We start from the raw sequence: 21,349 nt of genomic DNA on the forward strand, positions 1-21,349 counted from the left end.
TTTGATGTGCACAACGTGAAGCTATGCTGCAGACTCCATCTCTTGACCACGAAGCTCGTCAATGATGCTGGCGTACCAGAGCAACTGATCCTTATCGGATTTGCTGTTGGTTGACACTGGCTTGCGATCGCTGAATGGCTTTCCTTTTTCGGTAGCACTCCATTTGCCTTCAATCTTTTCCTGATAACCCAATGCAGCCAGCATATTGTTAGCAGCCCTAGGATTGGGTTTACCGCTGCTTTTGTAGGTCATACCCAACTGATCAGCTATCTCAGTGGGAGTCAGCAGGGCTTCAGATGACTTAAGAGAGGCGCGTTCTTTGGCAGGGACTTCGGGCAATGCAACGTTAGGACAGTGTTTCTTGATATTCAACAATGCGAAACTCTCACCATAGGCAGGACCAAACATTTCACCAAGAGCTTTTCCTGCATCGACAAAGCCAGCAATTAATTTCGGTTCATTTGGTTGGATCTGTTGATTGAATTGATCGTCTGAAATTTGATTGAAAGCCGTTTTGACGCCAAATGCACCAAATGTATTGGCAATAGCCTTAGCGTAGACCGCCTTAGCCTTCGACTCATTGGCGAAATAGTCAATAGTCAACCATGTGGCAACAGGATTAAATCCTTCTTCAGCTAAGGCAGCGGACTCAAACCCTTTAGCCTCAAGCTTTTGAGCTAATGCAGCCGACTTAAAGGCAGCGCCCCGAATAATAGAAGTATCAGCAACACCGCAGAGGGCAGCAACTCCTTTAATACTAAGATTTTCACCCTGTAAATTCTCTCTAATAAATTCGACCAGACTTTCTGTGTCAATAGCCTTGCGTACTTGCAAGGTCAAAGTATTTTCACTCATTTTTCAATCTCTCCATTGCTTAAATAGCGTTTGGGCGAAATGCAATCAGGTTGTTTCGCATTCCGCAATATCTGCTGTCGTCGTTGCTGGCGCTGTTTGGCGGTTGCGATCGCTTCATCTAGATCGCATTCTCCAAAAGCTAGGGAGCCAATGATTGTCGTAAAGTCGTCCATGACCGTCTCCTGTGGTTTGTGGAGATCAGCCTCTGTGATTCTGAAAGTTAATTGCCGCTGGGCTGCTGCCAATTCTCACCCAGTTGCTCTAGTAATCCGATAGCTCGCTGGCGTTCACCCATGGGTTGAGTCTCGTCTGCTGCTATGCCCTTGAGAAACTGAATGTGATTGTCGATCTGGATTTTCTCAACCATCCCGCGCATGGTAGTCATGACCTCCACCCCGGAACTACTTTAGTGCTCTGAATGGTTACCTTGTGAGGGTTTTGCCATGGCTTTACAGGTGGCAACTGCGCCCCATTGCTGCGCTGAAGCTGGGCTCTGAGATTAAGAATCTCAGCCGATTGCTGTTTATTCTTCATGGTTATCCTTTGTCACAAATAGAGCCGAAGCTCAGGCCCATCGCCCTCATTGCAAGGGCAAGGCAGCGTGATTACTGCTGGGCGTTGATTAGGGCACGATTGAGCTTGATCATGTCAGAGTTAAATTGCAGTTGAATCTGTAGCAATTCAATCTCATTGCGAATGGTGTCCATCTCCGCTTCAATGGCAAGATATTCTTCGTCACTTGCCTTTAGCTCGGTGAGTGCAGCTTTCCGTTTATCGGCATTCGTTAAAGCTTTATCTACTGCAATTATCGAGTTAAAACGAGCAACCGCGATCGCTTCGCCCTTTTGTAAATGAGCTAATCGCTTACCCTGCTCGTGAATCTGCAATCGAATATCATGTGAGCCTTGAATCAAACGTTTAGTCTCTTCTGCCAAATTCATGGTTAAGTCCATCATGTCACCAAATTAAGTTCATGTTGTGTAGCCCAGCGATCGCAGCACTAAGCATCAATCAATCCCAACACCGTTAAACGTCGTTGGCTGTTCCTTCTGGGCAGGCCTAATGTGATTTGGTAGCTCAGAAATAAAGAGTTCAGCCAGTCCTTCATCAACAATCCCCAACTCATCCTGGAGACGTACGATTAACTTCATCGCATCTGTCTGCCTGACCATGTGGGACTCACCATAATGGAGCAGCATCAGCTCGATTAGCTCTGATGTTTTCTCGATGCCATGGAGGGTTTGATCAACTTGCCCCCAAAGGTCATCTTGGACTGATTTATCAAGCTTCGTAAACTCGTTAACCGCTGCCACTCGTTCCTTAGGAGAGCGCCCTAGCATCTGCTCTCGATACTCTGCTGCTGCATCTTGATCAGCCGCAGTAAACGTATCCACAATCGGCTCTGCCTCGATCTCATCCGACCCCCCAACACTAGGCTCTAATGCTGGTTTCTCATAGGCTGAGGCAGGTGCGATCGCTTTCTGCTCAACTTCAGCAACGGGCAATGCCTGAGGCGATGCCATGGGTAATTCAAGCTTAGACATCTCCTGATAAAGCGCTTGATCCTCTGGTTGCAACAATGCCAGTTGGCCTTGCTCAGCCATCTGAAGGATCATCTGCTTCCGGAAATAGGTATTCCAGAACGACAGCCATTGCTCATCCTCAGTAATCTTGATGGGCCATGCTTCACTTCTGCCATATCCACCTGTATACTTCTTGGCTTTTCCGTCGTACAGGGGACGAGCGATGTCTTTGGGAATCCGTCGAAGGACAAAAGGGATATACCCCCAAGTCATCGGAGATGGGATAGACGCCTTAGACAAACTACCGTACTTTTCTTCAAATCCTCTGAGTTGTTTGGTCACCCCAACGACGTCATTGATGCCGGTGACCGTCTGGACAATCACCTGCTGCATTCCAGCAATGCCAAACAATTCACGAATATAGAACTTCAGATAACCAGTAGACGTGCATTCAGAACAAATGGCTTCATCGGGTTTCCGCTGACATGGGCGATCGCAGTCCTGACCACAGCGCTTAGGATACGGCTTCCCGCCACGATAACTTGTCTTGGTGACAACCTCCCGAATAATCCGCTCGCCATTACAACGATGCTGAAGACCCTGAACAGTTACCGCATCGTTCCAGGTTTCAAAGACTTTGTCTGTCTCCTGGTGAGGGAAAAATACCCGTAGCTCAGTCGGTTGCATGGTGTTGTAGCTCGCCATGATCACCTTGTCAAATGGCGGTGGAATATCCAGGCGGAACTTGTCTTTAAGATCCGCTCCCGCTCGATTCTGCTGCTTTTTAGCCCCCTTCCAGGACTTACCCAGCTGGCTGGTCTCAATCGGCGTATCAGACTTTGTCGTTAATCCTAAAATTGGCATTATTCAGAAATCTCCTATAGTTAAGCTTCTGGCAGTTCGCTGTTTTCCAGCAGATATATGTAGCTGTTCTGCTCGCGCACTATCGAGCTAAGCGCCTCGATCACATCGCATGCAATCCTGATAACCTCTTCAGGGTCCTCGCAATCAGGGATCAAGCCCTTAAGTCGAGAGTATTGAACAGCGTCCACAGGGATACTCGTTGGAATCATTGGCAATATTTGACTCACCTCACCACCTCGCTGTTCTCATACATCTCTTTCATTAAACAAAACAAGAAAAGCCCTGACCGCATAGACATTTCAAAGATGGCCAGGGCAAACACTACTTCACCGCGGCATCCATCCATGGTCATTGAATAAATCGCCACCATCGTCGTAGCTACAGAACAGCTCCCACCCCCTTTCTTCCGTCGCCCTCCAGTGCAGGCGATAATGTCGGGCTCTAGCAGCAAAAGACCATGGCGGCGACCCTGTCTCAGATGGGCCATAGGCATACTTGCTCAATGAGTACCAGAACAATGCTCGCTTAGACCAAGTTGCCTTATTAGCAAAGACCAACTTTCTCCACTTCTCAAAAGCTCGCTTCATCACACCACCCACTCACCCACAATCTGCAGTCTGTCATGAGCCCCCGCGACCACAAGAGCCGCCCCATCCTTCGTGGGATACTGCCCAATAGGTAGATCCCCATTCTCTGTGGCTAAGTAGGCTGTCCAACGACCGGAGTGAGACTTATAGCAAACAGAGCCGATGTAGCTTCCGTTGCAGTGGACGTCGCCGTTGTCAAAGATCTCAAGCATAGTTATTTCTTCCTAAAAAACTAAAAACAGAAAAGCCCCAGCCCCATAGGCGTCAATCAGCTGGGGCGAAACCCTACGCAACCAACCCAAACTCTGGCAGCTGATCCCCTGCAAACGTCTCCAGGATGAACCAGTTGCCAGGGCACAACGCCCGCTTAGCCTTAATCACAGCGGCCAAACTATCGGGCTGCACCCACATCTCTAAATACTTCTCCTGCCCATGGCCATTGCCGACAAGAACAGCGACTCTCTCCAACTTGCAACTGGAGTTTGCAGCGGTGGCGGTGCTCAAGGGAGCGACTAATATTGCATCTGTAGCGGGATAGTTGGTCATGGTTCTTTCTATAAATAATTTGTTATTTGCAGCGCGAGCAGTATTCTCAGCTTGCTCAGAGCCTTTGGGCCTACGCCTTAGCCATATCAGCAGGCCACTTCTCGGTAGCCCAGGAGATGTACTCTTCAGCCTCAATATTCGGAGCCAACAACATCGCTAACTCCGTATCTGCCACGGGCTCAGCCGGAGTCTCGTAGCACAACAGAAACCGACAGGTTGCATCCAGTCCAGCCACCGTCATCGGCACACCATAGTCACACACCCACTGATAAACAGCCACGCCAGCAGCAGCCAGCACGCAGGCGATGAGCAACAGAACAAGAGCCGCCATGGTCGCGTACGTCCGACCGTGGTTCTCCCACCAACGCCGGGTGATGCGCCCTGAATCAATGGCATCCTGGGCCGCGCCGCGAGTCCAGCGATATAGGGTGATTGCAGTTGCCACGGCCTCGACGGTGGCGTCGTTGGTGGTGATTGTGTTGATGATTTCTTGGTAAGTTTTCATGATGAGTAAATAGCGAATGTGTCGTGGGAGTGAATGGTGGTGCAGCTCGGCCCGTGTGGTGGGGGTGGCTGCTGTGCATCGAGCACATTACCAATGTATATCAACAATATACAAATGTCAAACAAAGAATACAAAAACCACGGGCGCACATTAAAACGACGCTGTGAACTTACTGCACAGCGCCATCTCACCGGCCACCAAAAAATTAGCGATCGCATCCGACCGCACCGCCTTCAGTTCAGCACGACGGATCAGCAAGCGTGCGATCGCAGGGGCGAGGCTTGCGGGGCGAGGGGGTACCTGAAATGAGTGAGTATTTGTTCGCGGTGGGGTAAGGCAATTAATCCTCATTGGCATTCCAATGAGGAGATAGACCAGATCAACCAGGGATAACTGAGTTTAATGAGTGGTGGAAATGGGCTTATGGACAAGGACTAGTTATTGCATCACAGCAGATTGATGAAAAGATATGGGTTTGTACTACCGATCTAAAGTGGCTGAAGTTCAAGGAAATCGAAGCATTACACAATACGTCACAAACAAGGTGTTGACAAAAATGAGTTTTTTGGACAGAATTTTGACGTCGTGCAAACGAGTCAAAATTCAATAGGACCTGAAAATGTCGTCATCAACATCCAATTTTGATAATTTACTGTACGAATCATGCCCTACTGAGTTTTTGACTGGTTTGCTTCAAGCATTGGATAGGTCATATAAAGTGACTGAGAAAAATGTAAGTTATCCAACCTTTGAAAGACCTGAAGCGATGGATGTACGTGGGCATTACCTACGAGGAAAGTTTGAGACAGAATGGAAGAGATTAGCCGCAAGTTTTCCAAGCGCTTATGTTGAAAGTCGAAAAAATCATAGGAAAACCAGCAATTACACCTGGGTGCAATTTGGGCGTCTATTTTTAACTGCTTCTTCTGTTCCAGAAAGAGGTAGAAAACCTAGACCAGCTCAATTCAGAGGAAATTACGCTTCAGCAAATGGCCAGCTTGAACTCGAAATGGACTTATATGAGCGTCCGCAATTAGAAGGAGAGCCTGTTTATGGAATATTTCTTTATGGCCCCTTGAAAGCAACTTTACCCAGCATTGCTACAGTTGCCTTTCCAGACATTAAATGGAAAATTTTTCTTGACAAAATAGATTTACTTAAGCGGCATCCTGGCTTTTTTGGTACAAATGAACTAGATGTCGAGGTGCAGTATGAACCAAGGCCTGAAGTAGGAGATCTATCTCCAGAAGAAATCATTCCGGAGCCCGATTTGCCTATTATTCGCCGTCGTCCTGCAGAAGAAGAAGGTTAATTATGCTGTTAGAAAACATATCAGGATTTAATGGGGTCAACCTCATCGAAGCTAGAGAAGCTAGAGGACTCACTGGCAAAGAGTTTGGTAAGCTGCTTGGCGTAACTCGTCAAACTATTTCAAATTACGAAAACAACAAACGGAAGCCCTCTTTGCAGACTTTAGAAAAAATAAGTGAAAAGCTTAATTTTCCGTACTCATTTTTTCTTAATTCATCAACAGAAAACTCTGAAATAGTAGCGCCAATTTTTTACAGATCAATGAGTGGCGCTACGAAAAATGCTAGAAGAAAAGCTGAGATCAAGTTTAATTGGCTTGTAAAACTAGTTTTATATCTAAGTGTTTTCGTAGAAACTCCAGAAGTAAATTTTCCAGACTTTGATTTGCCATCTGACCCAAATCATATATCTGATGAAGAAATTGAAAGGATTGCAATCGAGGTTAGACGTTTTTGGGGGCTTGGAGATGGGCCTATAAGTAATTTTCTATGGCTTCTAGAGAACAATGGAGGAATAGTAGTTCGTAGATCCCTAGAAGCAAAAAAGTTAGATGCTTTTTCTCATTGGCGAGACGGGGTTCCCTACATTGTGATAACTAATGACAAACTTAGCTGCGCAAGAGCGAGATTCAGTGCAGCTCATGAACTAGGGCATTTAATACTTCACCGAAATGTTCCTCAGATATGTCTCAATAAACCTGAGTATTTCAAGTTAATTGAACATCAAGCCAATAGATTCGCCGCTGCAATTCAAATGCCTTCAACAGCTTTTTATAAGGAAGTTAAGCGGATTAACCTTGAAGCTTTTCGCTTTCTGAAGCAAAGGTGGAAGCTTTCAATTGCGATGTTCATAACAAGGGCAGAAGACCTAGGTTGTTCAGACTCAAAAAAGGCTTTGTCTTTATGGAAATCATACAGCCGGAATGGGTGGAAGACATTTGAACCATTAGATGATGATCTGCCATTAGAAGAACCTAAGCTAATCAAAAATACCGCTGATGTTTTACTAACAGAAAAAGTGATTAGCAAGCAGCAAATTCTTGATCAAATGGATTTATTTCATTTAGATGTGGAAGATTGTGCCGGATTACCAGAAAATTATTTGAACCCGAGACTAGGTGAAGTTCTAGATCTCAAGATCAAGCTACGTAGCAGAGATAAAAACAAGAAAGAACTTACAGAAAGGCACTCTGGAGATGTACTAATTTTTCCACATCCAGAAAAGTTGGAAAACTAGCATGCACGCAAAATGCGTGCATGCTGTATGGGCCGCGTGTGGGTCACCAGTCGGGCTTCCTATCCTAGGCTGCGGGGTCCAATCCCCCGGCGGTCACCTCTTATCATTGTACCGAAGAGGATCTAAGGCATGGATTTCATTGTTTAGATGCTCTAATACTCATCCTTCAGCCACCATCATCAACAAATCCGATGCTCAAAGCGCACGAATGCATTTCCCATATCTACGCGATGTCTCCGAATGCGCCAACCATAGTCGATGGTGGGCTCAGCTGTGACGTAAACATATCTGTTTCGCGTATCAACTAGATACCCACGTTCTCCAGGGACAAAGACGTAATATGCAGTCTCCCAATCATTTGATCCTGAAGGGATATATTCGATCTCAACTTGCATATCAGTAGCGCAGCGATTTCTGAGGTTAAAATTGTAGGAAGTCAAATTGTCTATCACATCCCTCCCTCCATTAGACCACGTCCCTGGATCAAATGGAGTATTATCAAGCTGAGCATAAGATGGTGTTTGAGCAACAGCAAACAAAATAACAAAGGGTAAAATTCGTTTCCAGATCATTGTTCTTTCCTCTCTAGCAAATTGACTGTCTTGCTAGGTACTGCAAAGGATAGGAAGCCCCTAAGTAAGTAGTCCGAACTTGAAACATTCAACTATTCTTCCAAAAGGAAACTAAGCTAAAGTCTTTGTTCCGCGTAGGGCTCAGCGGTACTTACATTTTGCAATCTAGGTAAGCTTTTCTACCCTTACCTACTTAGCTGTTAAAAATCAACTTCATAGTTTGGGCATACAGCTTTCGAATCGCCTGTGTCGTAGCCCTTTGAAGCTATTAGCTTATTTCTTGACAAGCCTTAACTATAAGGCTTGTCAAGAAATAAGAGCCTTATCACGCTAAAAGCATTGGCATGCAAGGGTTTGAGTCACTTTGTTCCCTTATTTCGCAACAGCTCTATAGAACCTAGAAGCTCAAGAAGATTCTAACGACTCTTCCGATGCTGGCCTCTCATTCGTTAAAGGATATACACAAGGCTTTTTATATATACCTCCTAAGTTTAGGATGAGAATATGAGAATCTTATGAAGAAATTAGAGGAACTGACAGGATACTGGCAAGAGGGAGAAAGCGCCAAAGCCAAGAGGAGGACAAAACTACCATCAATGGCTTTCTAGTCAATATGGCCTTCAAAAATTAATGCAGCACATTTGGCAAGTCATTGGTATGGCTAAAACTTGTGAAACTATGCCTGAGTTAAGGCAACGCATGGCTGAAACCTTTGGGACAGGGCCAATACAGCTGACCATCAAAATACCCAAACAAAGTCCGTAACTCTGTATCTCACCTATCCCAAACCAAGCTATAGCCATGAGCCTACATCTGAACCATCGGCACCTCATAACCAGCTACTAAGCCCCAGCCACCCCACACAGCAGCCAGGGCCACACACAGCTATTGCGTCACCTCCTTCTCAGGGCCGATGATCTCAATCTCATGACTGCTATCAGGCGAGCTGGACCTAATTGCGAATGAGCCTCCACGCCAAAGCACAGCAAGCCCAAGCAGGGTTACTCCAAAAACAATGGTGGGGATTATTATGTTGATTGAGTGTAATTTCATGGCCTGCTCTCCATTGAATGCACGAACTGAGGCCGCCTGCACCCTAGGTGGCCTTTGATGTTTTAAGTTCCCCTTGCGGGCTCATACAATCTTGAGCTTGTCAGCGAGTTTTCGCAAACTTTCCTAGCGAGTTTTCACAAACTTTCCTAGCGATAATATTGGCTTTTCACCAAAAAGATATAGATAATTTTAGGTTTTCCAGAGAATATTCTTCACAGGAGATAAATCTCTCTTTATCCCTGTTTTCAAAGCAGCATTGGGCACCCTATAACTAACCACAGGATGCCGCCCATGACCAAACCAAAGCCACACAAACGACCCCGCAATGGCGGAAATGGGTGACGTTCGTTATTGCTGTGATTACCTGGCCTTGGACGGTTGCTGAGCGGGTGAGGCGGGGGGTATATGGGCGGAAGTATCGGAGGTAGGAGTTAGCCTTGGTTTTCGTCGGAGTTCTCAGGCAGGCGTTTTGATATTTTTTCTCGAAGCTCTTGGGCTGTACAGTCGAGTGGTTCAATTTTGATATGTAGACTTGCTGCAGATTTCTTTGATGCTTCCTGAAAATTTCCTAAACCTCCAATCACTCCTCCACATACTGCCCAACAAGCAGCTATTGGAATCCCTACAGGTGGAGCTAACATTATTGGCGCAGTTAATGCTGCAACATGCAAAACACCTAAGCTGCAAAAAGCACCTCCAGTCAAGCCTATCAACCCACCTGCCATAGCATCACCCGCAATAGCAGATTGAAGCGCCTCGTGCTCTATTTCTTGAAGACTTTTAAGCACCTCTCTATCGAACACATCACAGTCACCTTTGCAAACTCCGTGGGATTTAAAATCCCTATCGTTTTCTTCTAAACACTCGCTACATCTAGCGGCGTAGAAATAAGAAATTAGCTTAGGGGTACCCTCATTTTGAGAAGCCGCTGCCTCAAACTTCTCGATAGCTTTACTTAAACTTTGACATGCCTCGGTAACATGATTGCGCTTAGCACGTTCAACCGCCTTTTTTATATGATGCAATCCCTCTTCTAGCGGCCCTTTCTGAATAAGATCGATAGCAGTTGGAGCATTGAGGCATACCTGAATACTTCCGGCAATTGCATTAAGGCACGATTCGAGCCCATAAGTGAGAAAAAATCCAGAAAAGGTAAATCCTTCAACCAAGGCCATAAGTCAACCTCATTTCTTCATTTTTAATTTTGATGAATGAATTATCTAAAGCAGAAGAACTTGACTTAAATCACCACAACTTTAGCCTAAATTTTTTTTTTGAGATACATTTTTCTGGATATATCTACAAAGTAAAATACCGGAGAACAAGCCTTTCAATGATTTCAGCTCAAGATAAAATCAGTTACTCAGCCTCTGACAGTCGTTTTATCAGGTCGGCTTTCTTAAGCTTGGAGTAGCCTGTTATCCCTCGTTTCTTCGCCCTTTTCTTTAGCTCTGTGGCAGTGAATGTATCAAGAAGTATAGGATCAGTGATCACCTCAGGTAGAGGTTCGGGCTCTAAGTAAAAAACCTTTCTCAGTTCCTTGAGCTTCCCTTTTGTAATTCTGCATTTTAATTTGGTAATTGGCTCCAGAGTCTTCCAGTACTTACGTGGAGCGCTGTCAATACGTCCAGCAGTTGTAGCTACACTAACTCCCTTAAGTAATGTCCCAGGCTGCTTAATCAGATAGTCGAGGGCAGCCGCTATCTGTTTGTGTGTAGCCTTAGATAGGTTAATACGAGGTACTGTGTCATGGGCTAGCACAGAGGATACCAAGGCAGTATCAGCAGAGTCATCAGCAATGATGCACCAGGCTTTCTCAAGTCCAGCTTCTGCGATCGCTTCGTAGACAAATGCATTCGCTACGACTTCATACTGGTCAACTCCAACCTCTTTAACAATGAGAGGTATCCAGTTTCGCTGACTTACTCGAAGCAAACTACTAGCCTCATGAATTAAAAACTCATGAGCTTCTGTCAACGGACCTGGCTCAATTTCGTCAAATGGCAAACACATAAGATTGCCAATATCTCTTATCCCCATAACAAATAATCCTTAATGAATTTTCTATATTGCTGAAATGCGACTTTTGAGCAAAATGCAGCTGGTGTGTGGAGAAAATCGGCCTTAGCAATGTTCGCCATATAGCGAATTTTCACCATTTCAAAATCTCGACGCCCCTTAGTCCATTTAGGGTAAAAATATGGTCTCAAATTAAATCCTTTTTTCTTCCCATCCTTGATGACCTGTTCAATAGCCTTATGCATAATTTCAGACAGGCTAGGTGAAATTTTAGATGGATGGCTATTAAAAAGTACTACTAAAGGTATAGGCCCAGCATCCCCAAAGCTCCTTCGTCGCCCCTTCTGTATTTCTGGTAATAAATCAGTGACTGCCATGCCTGCATTTTGCAGGGAATGGAGATTATCATGGCGCGCTGGCATCAGGACGACATCTGCCGCATAAACAGCCTGCTGAGAAAAAACTCGCCAGTTTGGAGGTACGTCGATCAGTATGTAGTCGTACTTAGTCTGTTTTACTGATTCCAGAGTCTTTAATAGCGAATGATCTTTAACATACTGCCTTAATCCAACTTCATCGGCTTCAGAAACCATTTTCGCGTCGGAAAGGATCAGGTCAAAGCCAACTTTTTCCCCACTTCGAAATTTATACTCATAGGATGTAATGCTTTCACAAATATCAGCATTCTTTTCTGTTAACATTCGCCACATCTGCCCTTGAGATGGAGGCAGACCCAAGGCATCGCCTAAATCCTGCTGGTTAGGATCAAAGTCAATAGCAAGCACACGCTTACCAAGAACCGTTAAAGCTGCAGCCAAATTGATGGTAGTAGTGGTTTTGCCAACACCACCTTTATTGTTGTAGATCGCTATCGTTAAACCCCTGGGGACGATATTCATCCGCTCACGAAACTTTCTAGCAATTCCGTCTGGGTCTGAGCACTCCAAGCACGGAGTCACTGGGTATATAACCTTTCCGTGTTTTCGGAATAGCTGAGCATGCAGCGAGTTTGTAATGATACCCCATTGCACCGACTCGGATTTATCGCCCAAGAGGTAGCGCTTCAACTGATCTACAACTTTCACATATTCCTTTTGACCTTCAGCCAAATCTTTGTCTTGCCCCTTGGTTTCGACATATAGATAAGGATCACGTCTTGTGTCAATAAACCTGCCATTTTCTGTGCTTTTGCCTGCTGCATGGTCAACCGGACCCGCTCCCGTAGGGAACTGAAAGAATATGTCGTCCTTAGTGAAACCTAAAGCCTGAATAAAAGCAGGGGTAAATTCGCGCTCAACAAATGCTTCTTCTGCCCCATCAGGCAATTGATCGATAATTTCCTTTAAACTCATCTAATAGCCTCTCGATATAACGTTAGGCTTGCGACTTTTGACAAGCAACTCACAATAAAATTAAAAACATAGATAACATCCCTATACACACCGTATACGGATACTCAGAAAAAGTTATGCGAACCTTAGTAGATAGTTAAAGACTCATACTAAAGGCTAAAACCCGTCATTTTCTAATAGAAAAAACAAGGAGCAAAGCATTAGTTAAAGTCAATACTTTGCTTCTTGTTTTCTTTATATCAATAACTGCATTGAAAGGAATCTATTCTAAGGATTGTTTCTTTGTAAGATGCCTTGCAGTTATAAATCAGCTAAATGATGGAATTTTCTACAAAATGCGATGAATTAAACGATGTATCCCCGAGACTTAGCAGAGCGCCCTGGTTTGTAGAAATGTCATTCAAGTTTTACAGAGAGATCAATTAACAGGTGAGTTAACTTTAATCTTTCTTCTTTTGAGAGGTTTTTGGCTCTCTCTAAAACCTCTTTGGCCAAAATAGAAAGGCCTTCAGGTCCACCTTCCTTTTCAAACGATTTACTTTTCATGAGTGAGTGATTTCAGGATACCGGCGTTTTTTACTGCTGTGCCCCCGATACTTTTTATTCGAAGGAAGTCACTAAAAGCACATTGTATAAAAAATAATCGTTACGTATGTATGTAGGTGCGGCGTCATGCTTTAGTCGTACCTGATTGTTGATGATCAAGAAGCATGTGCATTAGCCGTATTTGCTCTTCTTTGCTAATAGACACAGCTATTTCAAATACATCCTCAGCAGTGACGTAGGCTCTCAGATCTTCTGGTTTTCGCCCCTGGCTTATCGCCTTAAGTTCTACGTAAGTATATGGAACGACTTCCGAGAGTGCCTCCAGCACATCATCGGATACATCACTCAGGGATTTTTCAAGGCGATCAATTGTGCCGTGAGATACATCAACAAGTTCAGCAAACTTTCTTAAACTAAGCCCTCTGGATTCGCGAGCGGATCTAACTATTTCGGCTAATTTATCCAGCCCCTCTTGGGAGTCCATGGTCATTGGCAGCTCTAGTTTTCGCATCGTCAAACACATATCACCTCACCCCGTAATCTTCATATAGACAGCTGTATAGTGTTGCTATACAATCAAAACTGTATTACTCTATAGACAGACGTATACAGGCACTAGACAGTGAAACAATCAGGCCGCAAAAAAGGGCCAAAAACAAAGCCAGTTCCAATTAGATTTGCTCCGTGGCAACTTGTTTTGATGCAAAGCGCTGCAAGCAGGGAAGGGATACCTTTCGCTACTTGGGCGAGAAAAGTCCTCGTGAAAGAAGCTCAAAACGATAAAGCCGCCTAGTAATACATCAACAGAAGTCAATGCATTGAATTGACTCAAATCTATGTTACACGGGAGAGTGTGCAGAGATGTCCGCAACAGCAACAGTGTACGACAACAAGGACGTCTATACCCTAGGGGTCTTCCTAGTGAGGGGTCTCACCAATGTTGTTCAGTGTGCCCGTCGTAGGGGGAGATAAACAGCCATGAGTATTCTGTTCAGCCCACCGACCACAACCAAATTCGCCTCACTCCACGACAACACCAATTCCTTCGCTCTGTGGAGTGTTGGGGCTATTGAGGACGATGATCTCTACTGGGTGATCGCAAGTCCAGAGGGGAAGCCGCTAACCCAAGAGACCTGTCAACGGCTGAGGGCTGTGGTGGCCTTCCAGAATATTGCGATCGCCCAGGGTGGTTCGGGGAGGGGTGACCATGAGTGAGATTACTGTTCTCCCGATCTGCCCCGACTGGGCGGCCAAAGCCTCTGAGCTAGAACTGGCTTTTGGTCAGTTGTGGGTAGAGCTTTACCCCAGACTCGATCTTTATGTTGAGCAAAAGCTTATTCCTAAGCGTCGGTTTCGATTTGATTTCTGCCACTACCCAAGTCGGGTGGCGATTGAAATCCAAGGCTATGGCCCTGGGCACTACAGCAAAAGGGGAGTCGACCGCGACAACCTGAAGCATCGGTTAGCTGCTGAGAACGGCTGGCTGGTGGTGGCCGTGGAAGGGGAGAAGGTTCGTGATGCGGAAGAGCATCACAGGATAGCCAAGATTATTGACGGTAGGGCAAAAGAGGCCGCATGACCACTGCAAATTTACAGCTAACACTTGAAGAGCTGGCCTTTATCCATGGGTTGACTTGGGAGCATTTTGTTTTTGTGAGCGCTCCCGAGGGTAACCACACAATGATCCAGGGATTGCTGCAGAAGTTACAGGTAGCCGCTGGTGCAAGTGAGCAGGAGGCCGCATGAGATCTCCCTATAACAATCCCCGCCCCATTCTTCGACCCATCGCTAGGGCATTCCCCCATCAGGAGCGTGGATCGTGCCTGAACTGTCGCTATAGCAAAAAGCGGCAAGGTGGGTTGTTCTGCCATGGGTGTTATGGGATGGGGCAGGTGTTTAGCCCGAGAGTGAGCAGCGTGCTTACTGGTGAGGAGCGGTGGGCGTTGCACCGCATTGCCGCAGGATTAACGGAGGAAGCTTCATGAAGCACATTCACCCACCCACCGAATGCGATCGCGCGCTCAAGGAAAAGGTGATTACAGACGGAGATATCGCTAAGTCTGTCTCATGGTATGAGCAGAACTGGGAGCGAATATCGATCAGGCTGATTACGTCGCTGACTATTGAGGGCGTCACTTATACCCAGAGATGGCAAGAGATATTTGACTACAAGACGTTGCCTGCATGGCGATCGGGACAACTGAAGGGTCTAGCTGTGGCCTATGTCTATCTGACGCTACGGCAGCTTTGCAGAGGACTCAGAGAAAGGGCCAGCCCGTAGCCGCAAAGAGCGTTATTCCTTGGTGCATTTACTTTCATTGTTGTTTAGTAAGTAATTCCTGAAATCATGAGACAAGAAACCGCCGATAACGGGGGACGGGTTTGTGTGCTTGAAATTCCTCCGAGCACAGTGAACTTCGACCACATTAGCGATGAAGAGAAGCTTGAATTATGGGCTGTTCACCGTGGCTCCCCAGCAGGCATTAGACAACGCCTCATCGATTTTCAGGGGGTAGGGTTGTGAGAGAAACCTGTATTCGCCATCAACCAAAACAAATAATGGCAGTCATTAGGCAGGATTATTACGACATAACCGCTGATGCCGTAGCTTCAGCATTGATCAATTTTTTTGAATTTCGTGCCAACGGCGTTATCTCAAGCAACTCCAACCAAGCCAATTCGGAAGATATACCTCTAGGGGAAATATCAATAAAAGAGTTTCAAGAGGCTTTGCTAGGGCTTTCTACGGACAAGCAAATTAGAAAGCGACTAGATTATCTCATACAGCAAAAAATCGTCTCTAGAGCAAAAAAAACAGGACGTGTAACTGAATTTGTATTTCATATAGGAAACACGCAGAGCGCCATCGACCACCCCGGTCAAATGACCGCACCATACCCCGGTCATTTGACCAAAGAACCCCGGTCAAATGACCAAAGAACCCCGGTCAAACAACCGCACCAACCCCGGTCAAATGACCGTTCATCTATATATAAGAATAATTTAAAAGAAAAAGAAGAAAGAAAGAAGGATCCTTCCCCTTTTGAAAAGCCTGCTACGCAGCCCGAGGAAATCAATTCTTCTGTTCAGATTAATGAACAAAATTCTGGGCAAACGGGATCGGCTTCGCTTGATTTGGGTCAGGCTAAATCGGTAGGCAAAGATCAAGGGGGTAATGTTCCGCCGCCGCCAAAAGTTGGCGTTGTTACGTACAAGCAGTCTCCCGAGTCGATAGACCTTTCTGAGCTGTGGGAGGTTGCAGAGTACGAGGCCAAAGCCAAGGCTAGAGCTTTAGCTCCTGGCCACAGACATCCAGCTTTGGTCGCTCATGGGTTGGGAGATATCTGGGTAGGGCCAAACGTAAGCGATTTTGATGCAGGATTGTTGGCATTAATTGCTAAAAACAAAAAAACTGGCAATCATCCCGACAATCGGGCCGCTTGCGTGACGTTTATCACTAGGGCGATCAGGGATGCTGACTGGGCAAAGCTTGAGGCTCTTTGGCTGGATGTCCAACAGAAAACGCGACAACAGCCAGCTTTGACCGTCATTGATGCGCCTTTACCAAAGAAAGAAACAGGGAAATATTCACCTCCGCCTGAAAAAAATTGGGCAAAGAACGTACTAGGAGCAAGATATCGAAATGCAGGCTAACAACACCACACCCATTCTCCCGTTTCGGTCACCTAAGACGGCTGACCCTGCCAACATAGACGCTGAGTACGACATCATCGGCGCAATCCTGGTTGACCCAGGCGCGATCGCTCGGATTGCTCACAAGCTACCCCCAGAGGCGTTCTATGTGCACAACCACCGCACCATCTACCAGGCTTGCCTAGAGCTTCACAGGGATGGCCAAATTGTTGACCTGATGACCGTATGCACTGCGCTGGCCAATAACAAGCAGTTGGATAAGGTTGGCGGGAAGAGTGCGATCGCGCAAATGTTTGATCTATGCCTAACGTCGGCAAATGTCGAGCAACACGCCGATTTAATTCTTGAAAAGCACTTTCGTCGCTGCATGGCCCGTGCAGGCGCAGAAATCCAAGAGATTTCCAAAGATGTCAGTCGGGGGTTGGGTGATTGCCTAAGTGAAGCTCAGAGGTCACTAGGCAGACTTTTGGAATTGGGCGTTAGTGAAAGCAGTGTTATCAAGCTTGACCAGGTAGTTGCTTTGAATATTTGCAAAACTGAAGACGCAGCTGATGACAAGATCCCTAAAGGCATCCCGACTGGTTTTTATGACTTAGACGAAATGCTTCGTGGAGTAAAACCAGGTGAGCTAATTATCTTGGCTGGTCGTCCGTCGATGGGTAAATGCCTTGGTAAAGGCACCAGGGTTGTGATGTTTGATGGAACCCTTAAGGCGGTTGAGAATGTTGCCGTAGGTGATTTGCTAATGGGTCCTGATTCAAAGCCGAGGAAGGTATTAAGCTTGGCTCGTGGAAGAGAAATGATGTATTGGGTCAGGCAAAAAAGAGCTATTGACTATCGAGTAAATGAAAGTCATATTCTGTCTCTTAAATACAGTGGAGATAATGGGACAATCAAGCATGGTGACATTTTTAACGTCTCTGTTAGGGGATATCTTGATAAGTCTCAACGATTCAAGGAAAGAGCTAAGGGGTACAAAGTTGCTGTAGATTGGCCAGACCAGCCACTTAAGATCGATCCTTATCTGTTGGGTGTCTGGCTTGGTGATGGCTCCACCGGAAAGGGTTCAATTCATAACCCTGATCCTGAGATAGAAAACTTTTTGCGGGACTACTCAAGTAAAACTGGCTGTGAGTATCGTTGCTACGACAGAGAAAGTTGCCCTGAGCATGTTCTGATTAATGCGTCAAACGCTAAAGGGTTATGGACGTTGTTGGGGGAGTTGGGCTTGCAAGGCGATAAGCGTATACCAGACAGCTATGTCGCAAACTCAATAGACAAACGGATGAATTTGCTCGCAGGGCTTTTGGATACAGATGGATATTATTGCAGTAAGTTCAATTGCTTTGAAATCACTCTGAAATCGAAGATTTTGTCTGAGCAAGTCAAGTATCTGGCAGACACCCTTGGTTTCAGAACTAGCCTCAATTCAAAGCAGGGGACTATCAAGGAGGTCAACTTTTCCGGTACGTACTACCGAGTCAGGATCTCTGGAGATCTTGACTCTATCCCAACTAAAGTCGAAAGGAAGCAGGCCAGAGCACTAAAGACTAAGCGTGACTGGAGAAATACTGGCGTATCTGTAGAAAAAGATTGCGTAGACGATTACTACGGGTTTGAGATTGACGGAGATCATCTTTTCTTGCTTGAAGATCTGACCGTTACTCACAATACAGCTGGGTTGGTTAACGTGGCTGTTAATGTCGCAGCTCAGGGGCGCGGGGTCTACATTTCAAGCCTTGAAATGAGCGCTGAGCAACTTGGTTATCGCATTATGTCGGCTGACTCTTCTATTGAGTCTGGGAGGCTACGAGATGGCAAAGTAGGGCAACATGAATGGCCAAGCTTAGGTGAGTCAGTGACAAAGTTAGCCGGTCTTCCCGTCTGGATTGACGATAGTTTTCGCCAGACACCTGAGACTGTTGCAGCTAATATTCAGCGAATCAATGCTGAGAATGGGCCAGGCACGATCAATCTGGCCATGGTGGACTACATCCAGCTTATGGGAGATCGCGGTGCAGGCAATCGAGTCGCAGAACTTGGAAAGATCTCCCGTGGATTTAAAGGAATGGCGAAGGAGCTAGGGCTTAGTGTCTGGACGTTGTCTCAGCTGTCGCGTGGTGTTGAGTCGCGCAATCCGAAACGACCTCTAATGAGTGATCTGAGGGAATCTGGAAATATCGAAGAGGATGCAGATGCCGTAATCCTCTTGTACAGGGAGGATTATTACGATCCTGACACGCCTGACAGAGGGCTTGCCGAATGGATCGTTGGCAAGAACCGCAATGGTCCCACAGGTACGGTCAAGTTGTTATTTGAGCCTGCTTTCACCAGATTCCGTAACCTAGCGCCAAGGATTGGGTAGGAGACAACCATGGATATTTTGCTATCAGACCAACTCTCAGTCTTCGACGCCCCAATCATCATCGATTCAACCCCTATCCCACCCACCCCAAAGCCCGAACCAACGGAATATTCACCTGGTGACCTCGTTGTTCCCAAGGCTCGGGAGGGTCATCCGGTCCCGCTGTTTCCCGATCAGGTGTGCGAGGTGGTGCGCATTGGCCAGTCTCTTGGGCGCGATTGTTTTTTCTGTGTCCCGGTGAAGTGGAAGTCTCGGGGTGTGCCAGCGTTTCCCTGTAACCCGTTGGATTTGCTGTTGCTGGTACCAGCGAGAGGAGGTGAATCATGAATCTTCCAGTTGATTTATCCCCACAGCTGGGTATGGTCTCTTTCTTCCAAAAGCTAGATTCAACTGGATTTGATCAAAGTCTCAGGCTTTGGTGTCAGCAGCAGAATTTCAGGATTGAGGATGATTGGACGACAAACGTAATCGTTTCTCAATTAAGCGACGAGCTGGTGATTAAGTTGGGCGCATTGCCAAGGAAAAGGCTATTTAACAAAGTTCAAGAAAGGAGAGAGCTATGAGCGGTGTATCGATAGAGCCATTTATTCATGATGATTACGATCTTGACGACTACACCGAATATGACGGGGATGGGCCATATTTTGACCCATATGCGGGCTGCTATGACGATGAGCCCAACGATCTGTGGGACGAAGAAGATGATCACGAGTATTGGCTCCAAGAATGCGGCTTGGTTGAGGGCCAAGGCTGCCTAAAAGCGGGCTCTGAAGAATGTGATTTTGAGTGTCCGTTCTCGATGGAAATGGTTCAGCCGTTTTTTGATGATTCTGAGCCTAGCGGGCTCCTGTTGAAAATTCCTGTGTTCCTTCGCAGATGGTGGAGCGATGTCAAGTTTTATCAGCGGCACATGAGCGAAGACTACCAGGCCCATGCGTATTGGGTGCGTTATGCCTGGGGGCTAGAGAGTGAAGAGGATTGTCCATTTTGAGGAAAGAGTGATGAGTGAAACAGCAACAGCAACCAAACCCAAAGAACGCCCTATTCTGTTCAGTGGCCCTATGGTGCGGGCGATTCTTGAAGGGCGGAAGACGGTGACTCGGCGGGTACCTTCGACAGAAGTTTGCGTCAATCATGACGAGCATCACCCGTATGCCATTAGGGATAAAAAAGCCCTATGGCACACCTACAAGACGCTTGACGAATTCGTCGAACGACGTAGCCCACATGGAAGTCCAGGAAACGTTCTATGGGTTCGCGAGACTTGGCGTCCATGCTGGTGGGATGAAGATTTTGTTGATGTCAGGTTGGAATATAAAGCCGATGGCGAAAAGCGTGATGTATCGCCTAGCTACGAGGTGTGGAACCCAACATCGCTAGAGAATTTGCACATCGCTGTATCTAACCAGTCTTGGGTGGGCGATGACTGGAAGCCAGAGAATGTTAAATGGCGACCCAGTATCTTTATGCCCCGCGCAGCGTGTCGGTTGAAACTGCGTATCACTGACGTACGGATGGAGCGCTTGCATGAGATCACAGCCGCCCAGTGCATCGCTGAAGGGATCGAGATCGAGCGAAGTATTAACACGGCCTGTGGAGAGGCCGAGGCTTTTAACAAGTTTATAGAGCTGTGGGACGGCATCAACTCTGCTCGGGGATATTCGTTCGAGTCAAACCCGTACGTGTGGGTTGTTGAGTTTGAACGCCTCTGATTACACCACCCACTAGAACCCCAACCAAAGGAGGAAGGAGTGAACGAACAATTTAGCGCTGACGATCTTGATTTTAGCTTTCTAGAAAACATCTGCCAGCTTTTTCAAATTGCATCAGGAGAACATGGCGAAAACGTTGGAGTTTTCACGATTCATCAGGGTAACGAGCAAGAAGGATTTACCAAGGGATACATCATTGCGGTTGATCCAAGAAATCTTAGGAGATCAACGCAGCTGCAATTAGAAGCACTGATAGCAAGACTTACGGAGGAATAAATCATGACAGCAACACTAACCACCGACACAGCCTCAGGGCAATTCGTCCATCTCGAGTTAGAAGAGAAAGTTGAATTAAAGTACAGCCGAGCGCCGGTCACCCTCTCGATGCATGAGTTAATCCGAGATTGGTCTGAAGGGCTGATCAACGACGATGCTTACATTCGATTCGCCTTAAAGATTGAGCGAGTCGGCCAAGAAGGCTTGGAAGAATTCGACGTAACTAAGTTCTGTGAGGACTGGGAGGGCTATACAAATAGCGACAAACCCAAGCGGCTTAAAGAGGCGAAGGTGACTGGATACATCCAAAAGTTGCAACAGAAAGGTGCGGCAACGGTCGAGATCAAGATGCAGTTGAGCTTGGATATTTAGT

31 protein-coding genes are annotated in these 21,349 nt (G+C 46.3%); 16 read left to right on the forward strand and 15 right to left on the reverse strand.

The window, feature by feature from the left end:
* Positions 1 to 21: 21 nt before the first annotated feature.
* From N836_RS42630 to N836_RS75585, 10 genes are all read right to left on the reverse strand, one after another.
* Positions 22 to 855 carry a hypothetical protein gene (locus N836_RS42630; RefSeq protein WP_023070676.1) on the reverse strand — a complete coding sequence of 278 codons (834 nt, stop codon included), beginning with the start codon at positions 853 to 855 and terminating at the stop codon, positions 22 to 24.
* Positions 852 to 1,028: a hypothetical protein gene (locus N836_RS76305; protein WP_023070677.1), complete on the reverse strand. Its 177-nt coding sequence runs from the start codon at positions 1,026 to 1,028 to the stop codon at positions 852 to 854. Before N836_RS76305 ends, N836_RS42630 begins: the two co-directional genes overlap by 4 nt.
* A gap of 47 nt (positions 1,029 to 1,075) precedes the next feature.
* The gene (locus tag N836_RS76310) at positions 1,076 to 1,240 is read right to left on the reverse strand and encodes a hypothetical protein (RefSeq protein ID WP_023070678.1); all 165 of its coding nucleotides are present in this window, start codon (positions 1,238 to 1,240) and stop codon (positions 1,076 to 1,078) included.
* A gap of 220 nt (positions 1,241 to 1,460) precedes the next feature.
* Entirely contained in the window at positions 1,461 to 1,811 is a 351-nt protein-coding gene (locus N836_RS42635; RefSeq protein WP_152532040.1) for a hypothetical protein, read from the reverse strand.
* Positions 1,812 to 1,862: 51 nt separating this feature from the next.
* A complete protein-coding gene (locus N836_RS42640) occupies positions 1,863 to 3,242 on the reverse strand; it encodes a recombination directionality factor (protein WP_023070681.1) in 1,380 nt (459 codons plus the stop codon).
* A 223-nt stretch (positions 3,243 to 3,465) separates the two neighbouring features.
* A complete protein-coding gene (locus N836_RS42650; protein WP_031291500.1) occupies positions 3,466 to 3,729 on the reverse strand; it encodes a hypothetical protein in 264 nt (87 codons plus the stop codon).
* A 99-nt stretch (positions 3,730 to 3,828) separates the two neighbouring features.
* Positions 3,829 to 4,041 (reverse strand): hypothetical protein, encoded by a 213-nt coding sequence (locus N836_RS76900; RefSeq protein WP_023070684.1) that lies wholly within the window; start codon positions 4,039 to 4,041, stop codon positions 3,829 to 3,831.
* Between the two features lie 73 nt (positions 4,042 to 4,114).
* Positions 4,115 to 4,375, reverse strand: coding sequence for a hypothetical protein (locus N836_RS42660; RefSeq protein WP_023070685.1), 261 nt, complete (start codon positions 4,373 to 4,375; stop codon positions 4,115 to 4,117).
* 70 nt (positions 4,376 to 4,445) lie between these two features.
* A complete protein-coding gene (locus N836_RS42665; protein WP_023070686.1) occupies positions 4,446 to 4,880 on the reverse strand; it encodes a hypothetical protein in 435 nt (144 codons plus the stop codon).
* A gap of 150 nt (positions 4,881 to 5,030) precedes the next feature.
* On the reverse strand, positions 5,031 to 5,231 hold the full coding sequence (locus N836_RS75585; protein ID WP_152532041.1) for a hypothetical protein: 201 nt from the start codon (positions 5,229 to 5,231) through the stop codon (positions 5,031 to 5,033).
* Between the two features lie 268 nt (positions 5,232 to 5,499).
* Here N836_RS75585 and N836_RS75590 point away from each other — a divergent pair, with 268 nt between their 5' ends.
* Together N836_RS75590 and N836_RS42675 are read left to right on the forward strand one after the other, a co-directional pair.
* Positions 5,500 to 6,192: a hypothetical protein gene (locus tag N836_RS75590; protein ID WP_152532042.1), complete on the forward strand. Its 693-nt coding sequence runs from the start codon at positions 5,500 to 5,502 to the stop codon at positions 6,190 to 6,192.
* Between the two features lie 2 nt (positions 6,193 to 6,194).
* Complete coding sequence (locus N836_RS42675) at positions 6,195 to 7,427, forward strand: helix-turn-helix domain-containing protein (RefSeq protein WP_023070688.1); 1,233 nt, start codon at positions 6,195 to 6,197, stop codon at positions 7,425 to 7,427.
* Between the two features lie 2,056 nt (positions 7,428 to 9,483).
* Here N836_RS42675 and N836_RS42690 read toward each other — a convergent pair.
* The 5 genes from N836_RS42690 to N836_RS42705 all read right to left on the reverse strand — a co-directional run bounded on the left by N836_RS42690 (position 9,484) and on the right by N836_RS42705 (position 13,453).
* Positions 9,484 to 10,227, reverse strand: coding sequence for a hypothetical protein (locus tag N836_RS42690; RefSeq protein ID WP_023070692.1), 744 nt, complete (start codon positions 10,225 to 10,227; stop codon positions 9,484 to 9,486).
* 184 nt (positions 10,228 to 10,411) lie between these two features.
* Complete coding sequence (locus N836_RS42695; RefSeq protein WP_023070693.1) at positions 10,412 to 11,092, reverse strand: Rho termination factor N-terminal domain-containing protein; 681 nt, start codon at positions 11,090 to 11,092, stop codon at positions 10,412 to 10,414.
* Positions 11,083 to 12,423 (reverse strand): AAA family ATPase, encoded by a 1,341-nt coding sequence (locus tag N836_RS42700; RefSeq protein WP_023070694.1) that lies wholly within the window; start codon positions 12,421 to 12,423, stop codon positions 11,083 to 11,085. Before N836_RS42700 ends, N836_RS42695 begins: the two co-directional genes overlap by 10 nt.
* Before the next feature lie 396 nt (positions 12,424 to 12,819).
* Positions 12,820 to 12,969: a hypothetical protein gene (locus tag N836_RS76315; protein ID WP_023070695.1), complete on the reverse strand. Its 150-nt coding sequence runs from the start codon at positions 12,967 to 12,969 to the stop codon at positions 12,820 to 12,822.
* 124 nt (positions 12,970 to 13,093) lie between these two features.
* A complete protein-coding gene (locus tag N836_RS42705) occupies positions 13,094 to 13,453 on the reverse strand; it encodes a helix-turn-helix domain-containing protein (protein WP_161634923.1) in 360 nt (119 codons plus the stop codon).
* Positions 13,454 to 13,947: 494 nt separating this feature from the next.
* Here N836_RS42705 and N836_RS42710 point away from each other — a divergent pair, with 494 nt between their 5' ends.
* The 14 genes from N836_RS42710 (at position 13,948) to N836_RS42760 (ending at position 21,348) form a co-directional block, all read left to right on the forward strand.
* Complete coding sequence (locus N836_RS42710; RefSeq protein WP_023070698.1) at positions 13,948 to 14,184, forward strand: hypothetical protein; 237 nt, start codon at positions 13,948 to 13,950, stop codon at positions 14,182 to 14,184.
* Entirely contained in the window at positions 14,177 to 14,548 is a 372-nt protein-coding gene (locus N836_RS42715; protein WP_023070699.1) for a hypothetical protein, read from the forward strand. Before N836_RS42710 ends, N836_RS42715 begins: the two co-directional genes overlap by 8 nt.
* Positions 14,545 to 14,715, forward strand: coding sequence for a hypothetical protein (locus tag N836_RS76320; protein ID WP_023070700.1), 171 nt, complete (start codon positions 14,545 to 14,547; stop codon positions 14,713 to 14,715). The genes N836_RS42715 and N836_RS76320 overlap by 4 nt, the downstream gene beginning before the upstream one ends.
* Positions 14,712 to 14,954, forward strand: coding sequence for a hypothetical protein (locus N836_RS77380; RefSeq protein WP_235071019.1), 243 nt, complete (start codon positions 14,712 to 14,714; stop codon positions 14,952 to 14,954). The genes N836_RS76320 and N836_RS77380 overlap by 4 nt, the downstream gene beginning before the upstream one ends.
* A complete protein-coding gene (locus N836_RS42720; protein ID WP_023070701.1) occupies positions 14,951 to 15,250 on the forward strand; it encodes a hypothetical protein in 300 nt (99 codons plus the stop codon). The genes N836_RS77380 and N836_RS42720 overlap by 4 nt, the downstream gene beginning before the upstream one ends.
* A gap of 66 nt (positions 15,251 to 15,316) precedes the next feature.
* Positions 15,317 to 15,493, forward strand: coding sequence for a hypothetical protein (locus N836_RS76325; protein WP_023070702.1), 177 nt, complete (start codon positions 15,317 to 15,319; stop codon positions 15,491 to 15,493).
* Positions 15,494 to 15,528: 35 nt separating this feature from the next.
* Positions 15,529 to 16,623, forward strand: a complete 1,095-nt coding sequence (locus N836_RS42725; protein ID WP_023070703.1) for a hypothetical protein — start codon at positions 15,529 to 15,531, stop codon at positions 16,621 to 16,623.
* A complete protein-coding gene (gene dnaB, locus N836_RS76330; RefSeq protein ID WP_023070704.1) occupies positions 16,613 to 18,988 on the forward strand; it encodes a replicative DNA helicase in 2,376 nt (791 codons plus the stop codon). The genes N836_RS42725 and dnaB overlap by 11 nt, the downstream gene beginning before the upstream one ends.
* A gap of 9 nt (positions 18,989 to 18,997) precedes the next feature.
* On the forward strand, positions 18,998 to 19,315 hold the full coding sequence (locus tag N836_RS42735) for a hypothetical protein (protein ID WP_023070705.1): 318 nt from the start codon (positions 18,998 to 19,000) through the stop codon (positions 19,313 to 19,315).
* Complete coding sequence (locus N836_RS42740; protein ID WP_023070706.1) at positions 19,312 to 19,551, forward strand: hypothetical protein; 240 nt, start codon at positions 19,312 to 19,314, stop codon at positions 19,549 to 19,551. The genes N836_RS42735 and N836_RS42740 overlap by 4 nt, the downstream gene beginning before the upstream one ends.
* Entirely contained in the window at positions 19,548 to 19,979 is a 432-nt protein-coding gene (locus N836_RS42745; protein WP_023070707.1) for a hypothetical protein, read from the forward strand. Before N836_RS42740 ends, N836_RS42745 begins: the two co-directional genes overlap by 4 nt.
* Before the next feature lie 10 nt (positions 19,980 to 19,989).
* The gene (locus N836_RS42750; RefSeq protein ID WP_023070708.1) at positions 19,990 to 20,700 is read left to right on the forward strand and encodes a hypothetical protein; all 711 of its coding nucleotides are present in this window, start codon (positions 19,990 to 19,992) and stop codon (positions 20,698 to 20,700) included.
* A 39-nt stretch (positions 20,701 to 20,739) separates the two neighbouring features.
* Positions 20,740 to 20,976: a hypothetical protein gene (locus tag N836_RS42755; RefSeq protein WP_023070709.1), complete on the forward strand. Its 237-nt coding sequence runs from the start codon at positions 20,740 to 20,742 to the stop codon at positions 20,974 to 20,976.
* A 3-nt stretch (positions 20,977 to 20,979) separates the two neighbouring features.
* Positions 20,980 to 21,348, forward strand: a complete 369-nt coding sequence (locus N836_RS42760; protein WP_023070710.1) for a hypothetical protein — start codon at positions 20,980 to 20,982, stop codon at positions 21,346 to 21,348.
* Position 21,349 lies beyond the last annotated feature (1 nt).

This window comes from Leptolyngbya sp. Heron Island J, assembly GCF_000482245.1.
GTDB lineage: Bacteria > Cyanobacteriota > Cyanobacteriia > Phormidesmidales > Phormidesmidaceae > Leptothoe.

What these genes read in the sequence shown, in the direction of transcription:
- N836_RS75590 (WP_152532042.1), top strand. Translation starts at nt 5,500, where the DNA reads ATGTCGTCATCAACATCCAATTTTGATAATTTACTGTACGAATCATGC.
- N836_RS42725 (WP_023070703.1), top strand. Translation starts at nt 15,529, where the DNA reads ATGGCAGTCATTAGGCAGGATTATTACGACATAACCGCTGATGCCGTA.
- N836_RS42705 (WP_161634923.1), bottom strand. Translation starts at nt 13,453, where the DNA reads ATGGACTCCCAAGAGGGGCTGGATAAATTAGCCGAAATAGTTAGATCC.
- N836_RS76315 (WP_023070695.1), bottom strand. Translation starts at nt 12,969, where the DNA reads ATGAAAAGTAAATCGTTTGAAAAGGAAGGTGGACCTGAAGGCCTTTCT.
- N836_RS42675 (WP_023070688.1), top strand. Translation starts at nt 6,195, where the DNA reads ATGCTGTTAGAAAACATATCAGGATTTAATGGGGTCAACCTCATCGAA.
- N836_RS42650 (WP_031291500.1), bottom strand. Translation starts at nt 3,729, where the DNA reads ATGGCCCATCTGAGACAGGGTCGCCGCCATGGTCTTTTGCTGCTAGAG.
- N836_RS42640 (WP_023070681.1), bottom strand. Translation starts at nt 3,242, where the DNA reads ATGCCAATTTTAGGATTAACGACAAAGTCTGATACGCCGATTGAGACC.
- N836_RS42760 (WP_023070710.1), top strand. Translation starts at nt 20,980, where the DNA reads ATGACAGCAACACTAACCACCGACACAGCCTCAGGGCAATTCGTCCAT.
- N836_RS42690 (WP_023070692.1), bottom strand. Translation starts at nt 10,227, where the DNA reads ATGGCCTTGGTTGAAGGATTTACCTTTTCTGGATTTTTTCTCACTTAT.
- N836_RS42735 (WP_023070705.1), top strand. Translation starts at nt 18,998, where the DNA reads ATGGATATTTTGCTATCAGACCAACTCTCAGTCTTCGACGCCCCAATC.
- N836_RS42710 (WP_023070698.1), top strand. Translation starts at nt 13,948, where the DNA reads ATGAGTATTCTGTTCAGCCCACCGACCACAACCAAATTCGCCTCACTC.
- N836_RS42720 (WP_023070701.1), top strand. Translation starts at nt 14,951, where the DNA reads ATGAAGCACATTCACCCACCCACCGAATGCGATCGCGCGCTCAAGGAA.
- N836_RS42695 (WP_023070693.1), bottom strand. Translation starts at nt 11,092, where the DNA reads ATGGGGATAAGAGATATTGGCAATCTTATGTGTTTGCCATTTGACGAA.
- N836_RS76305 (WP_023070677.1), bottom strand. Translation starts at nt 1,028, where the DNA reads ATGGACGACTTTACGACAATCATTGGCTCCCTAGCTTTTGGAGAATGC.
- N836_RS42630 (WP_023070676.1), bottom strand. Translation starts at nt 855, where the DNA reads ATGAGTGAAAATACTTTGACCTTGCAAGTACGCAAGGCTATTGACACA.
- N836_RS42715 (WP_023070699.1), top strand. Translation starts at nt 14,177, where the DNA reads ATGAGTGAGATTACTGTTCTCCCGATCTGCCCCGACTGGGCGGCCAAA.
- N836_RS77380 (WP_235071019.1), top strand. Translation starts at nt 14,712, where the DNA reads ATGAGATCTCCCTATAACAATCCCCGCCCCATTCTTCGACCCATCGCT.
- N836_RS42750 (WP_023070708.1), top strand. Translation starts at nt 19,990, where the DNA reads ATGAGTGAAACAGCAACAGCAACCAAACCCAAAGAACGCCCTATTCTG.
- N836_RS42635 (WP_152532040.1), bottom strand. Translation starts at nt 1,811, where the DNA reads ATGATGGACTTAACCATGAATTTGGCAGAAGAGACTAAACGTTTGATT.
- N836_RS42740 (WP_023070706.1), top strand. Translation starts at nt 19,312, where the DNA reads ATGAATCTTCCAGTTGATTTATCCCCACAGCTGGGTATGGTCTCTTTC.
- N836_RS42665 (WP_023070686.1), bottom strand. Translation starts at nt 4,880, where the DNA reads ATGAAAACTTACCAAGAAATCATCAACACAATCACCACCAACGACGCC.
- N836_RS76900 (WP_023070684.1), bottom strand. Translation starts at nt 4,041, where the DNA reads ATGCTTGAGATCTTTGACAACGGCGACGTCCACTGCAACGGAAGCTAC.
- N836_RS42700 (WP_023070694.1), bottom strand. Translation starts at nt 12,423, where the DNA reads ATGAGTTTAAAGGAAATTATCGATCAATTGCCTGATGGGGCAGAAGAA.
- N836_RS75585 (WP_152532041.1), bottom strand. Translation starts at nt 5,231, where the DNA reads ATGAGGATTAATTGCCTTACCCCACCGCGAACAAATACTCACTCATTT.
- dnaB (WP_023070704.1), top strand. Translation starts at nt 16,613, where the DNA reads ATGCAGGCTAACAACACCACACCCATTCTCCCGTTTCGGTCACCTAAG.
- N836_RS42745 (WP_023070707.1), top strand. Translation starts at nt 19,548, where the DNA reads ATGAGCGGTGTATCGATAGAGCCATTTATTCATGATGATTACGATCTT.
- N836_RS76325 (WP_023070702.1), top strand. Translation starts at nt 15,317, where the DNA reads ATGAGACAAGAAACCGCCGATAACGGGGGACGGGTTTGTGTGCTTGAA.
- N836_RS42660 (WP_023070685.1), bottom strand. Translation starts at nt 4,375, where the DNA reads ATGACCAACTATCCCGCTACAGATGCAATATTAGTCGCTCCCTTGAGC.
- N836_RS76320 (WP_023070700.1), top strand. Translation starts at nt 14,545, where the DNA reads ATGACCACTGCAAATTTACAGCTAACACTTGAAGAGCTGGCCTTTATC.
- N836_RS76310 (WP_023070678.1), bottom strand. Translation starts at nt 1,240, where the DNA reads ATGACTACCATGCGCGGGATGGTTGAGAAAATCCAGATCGACAATCAC.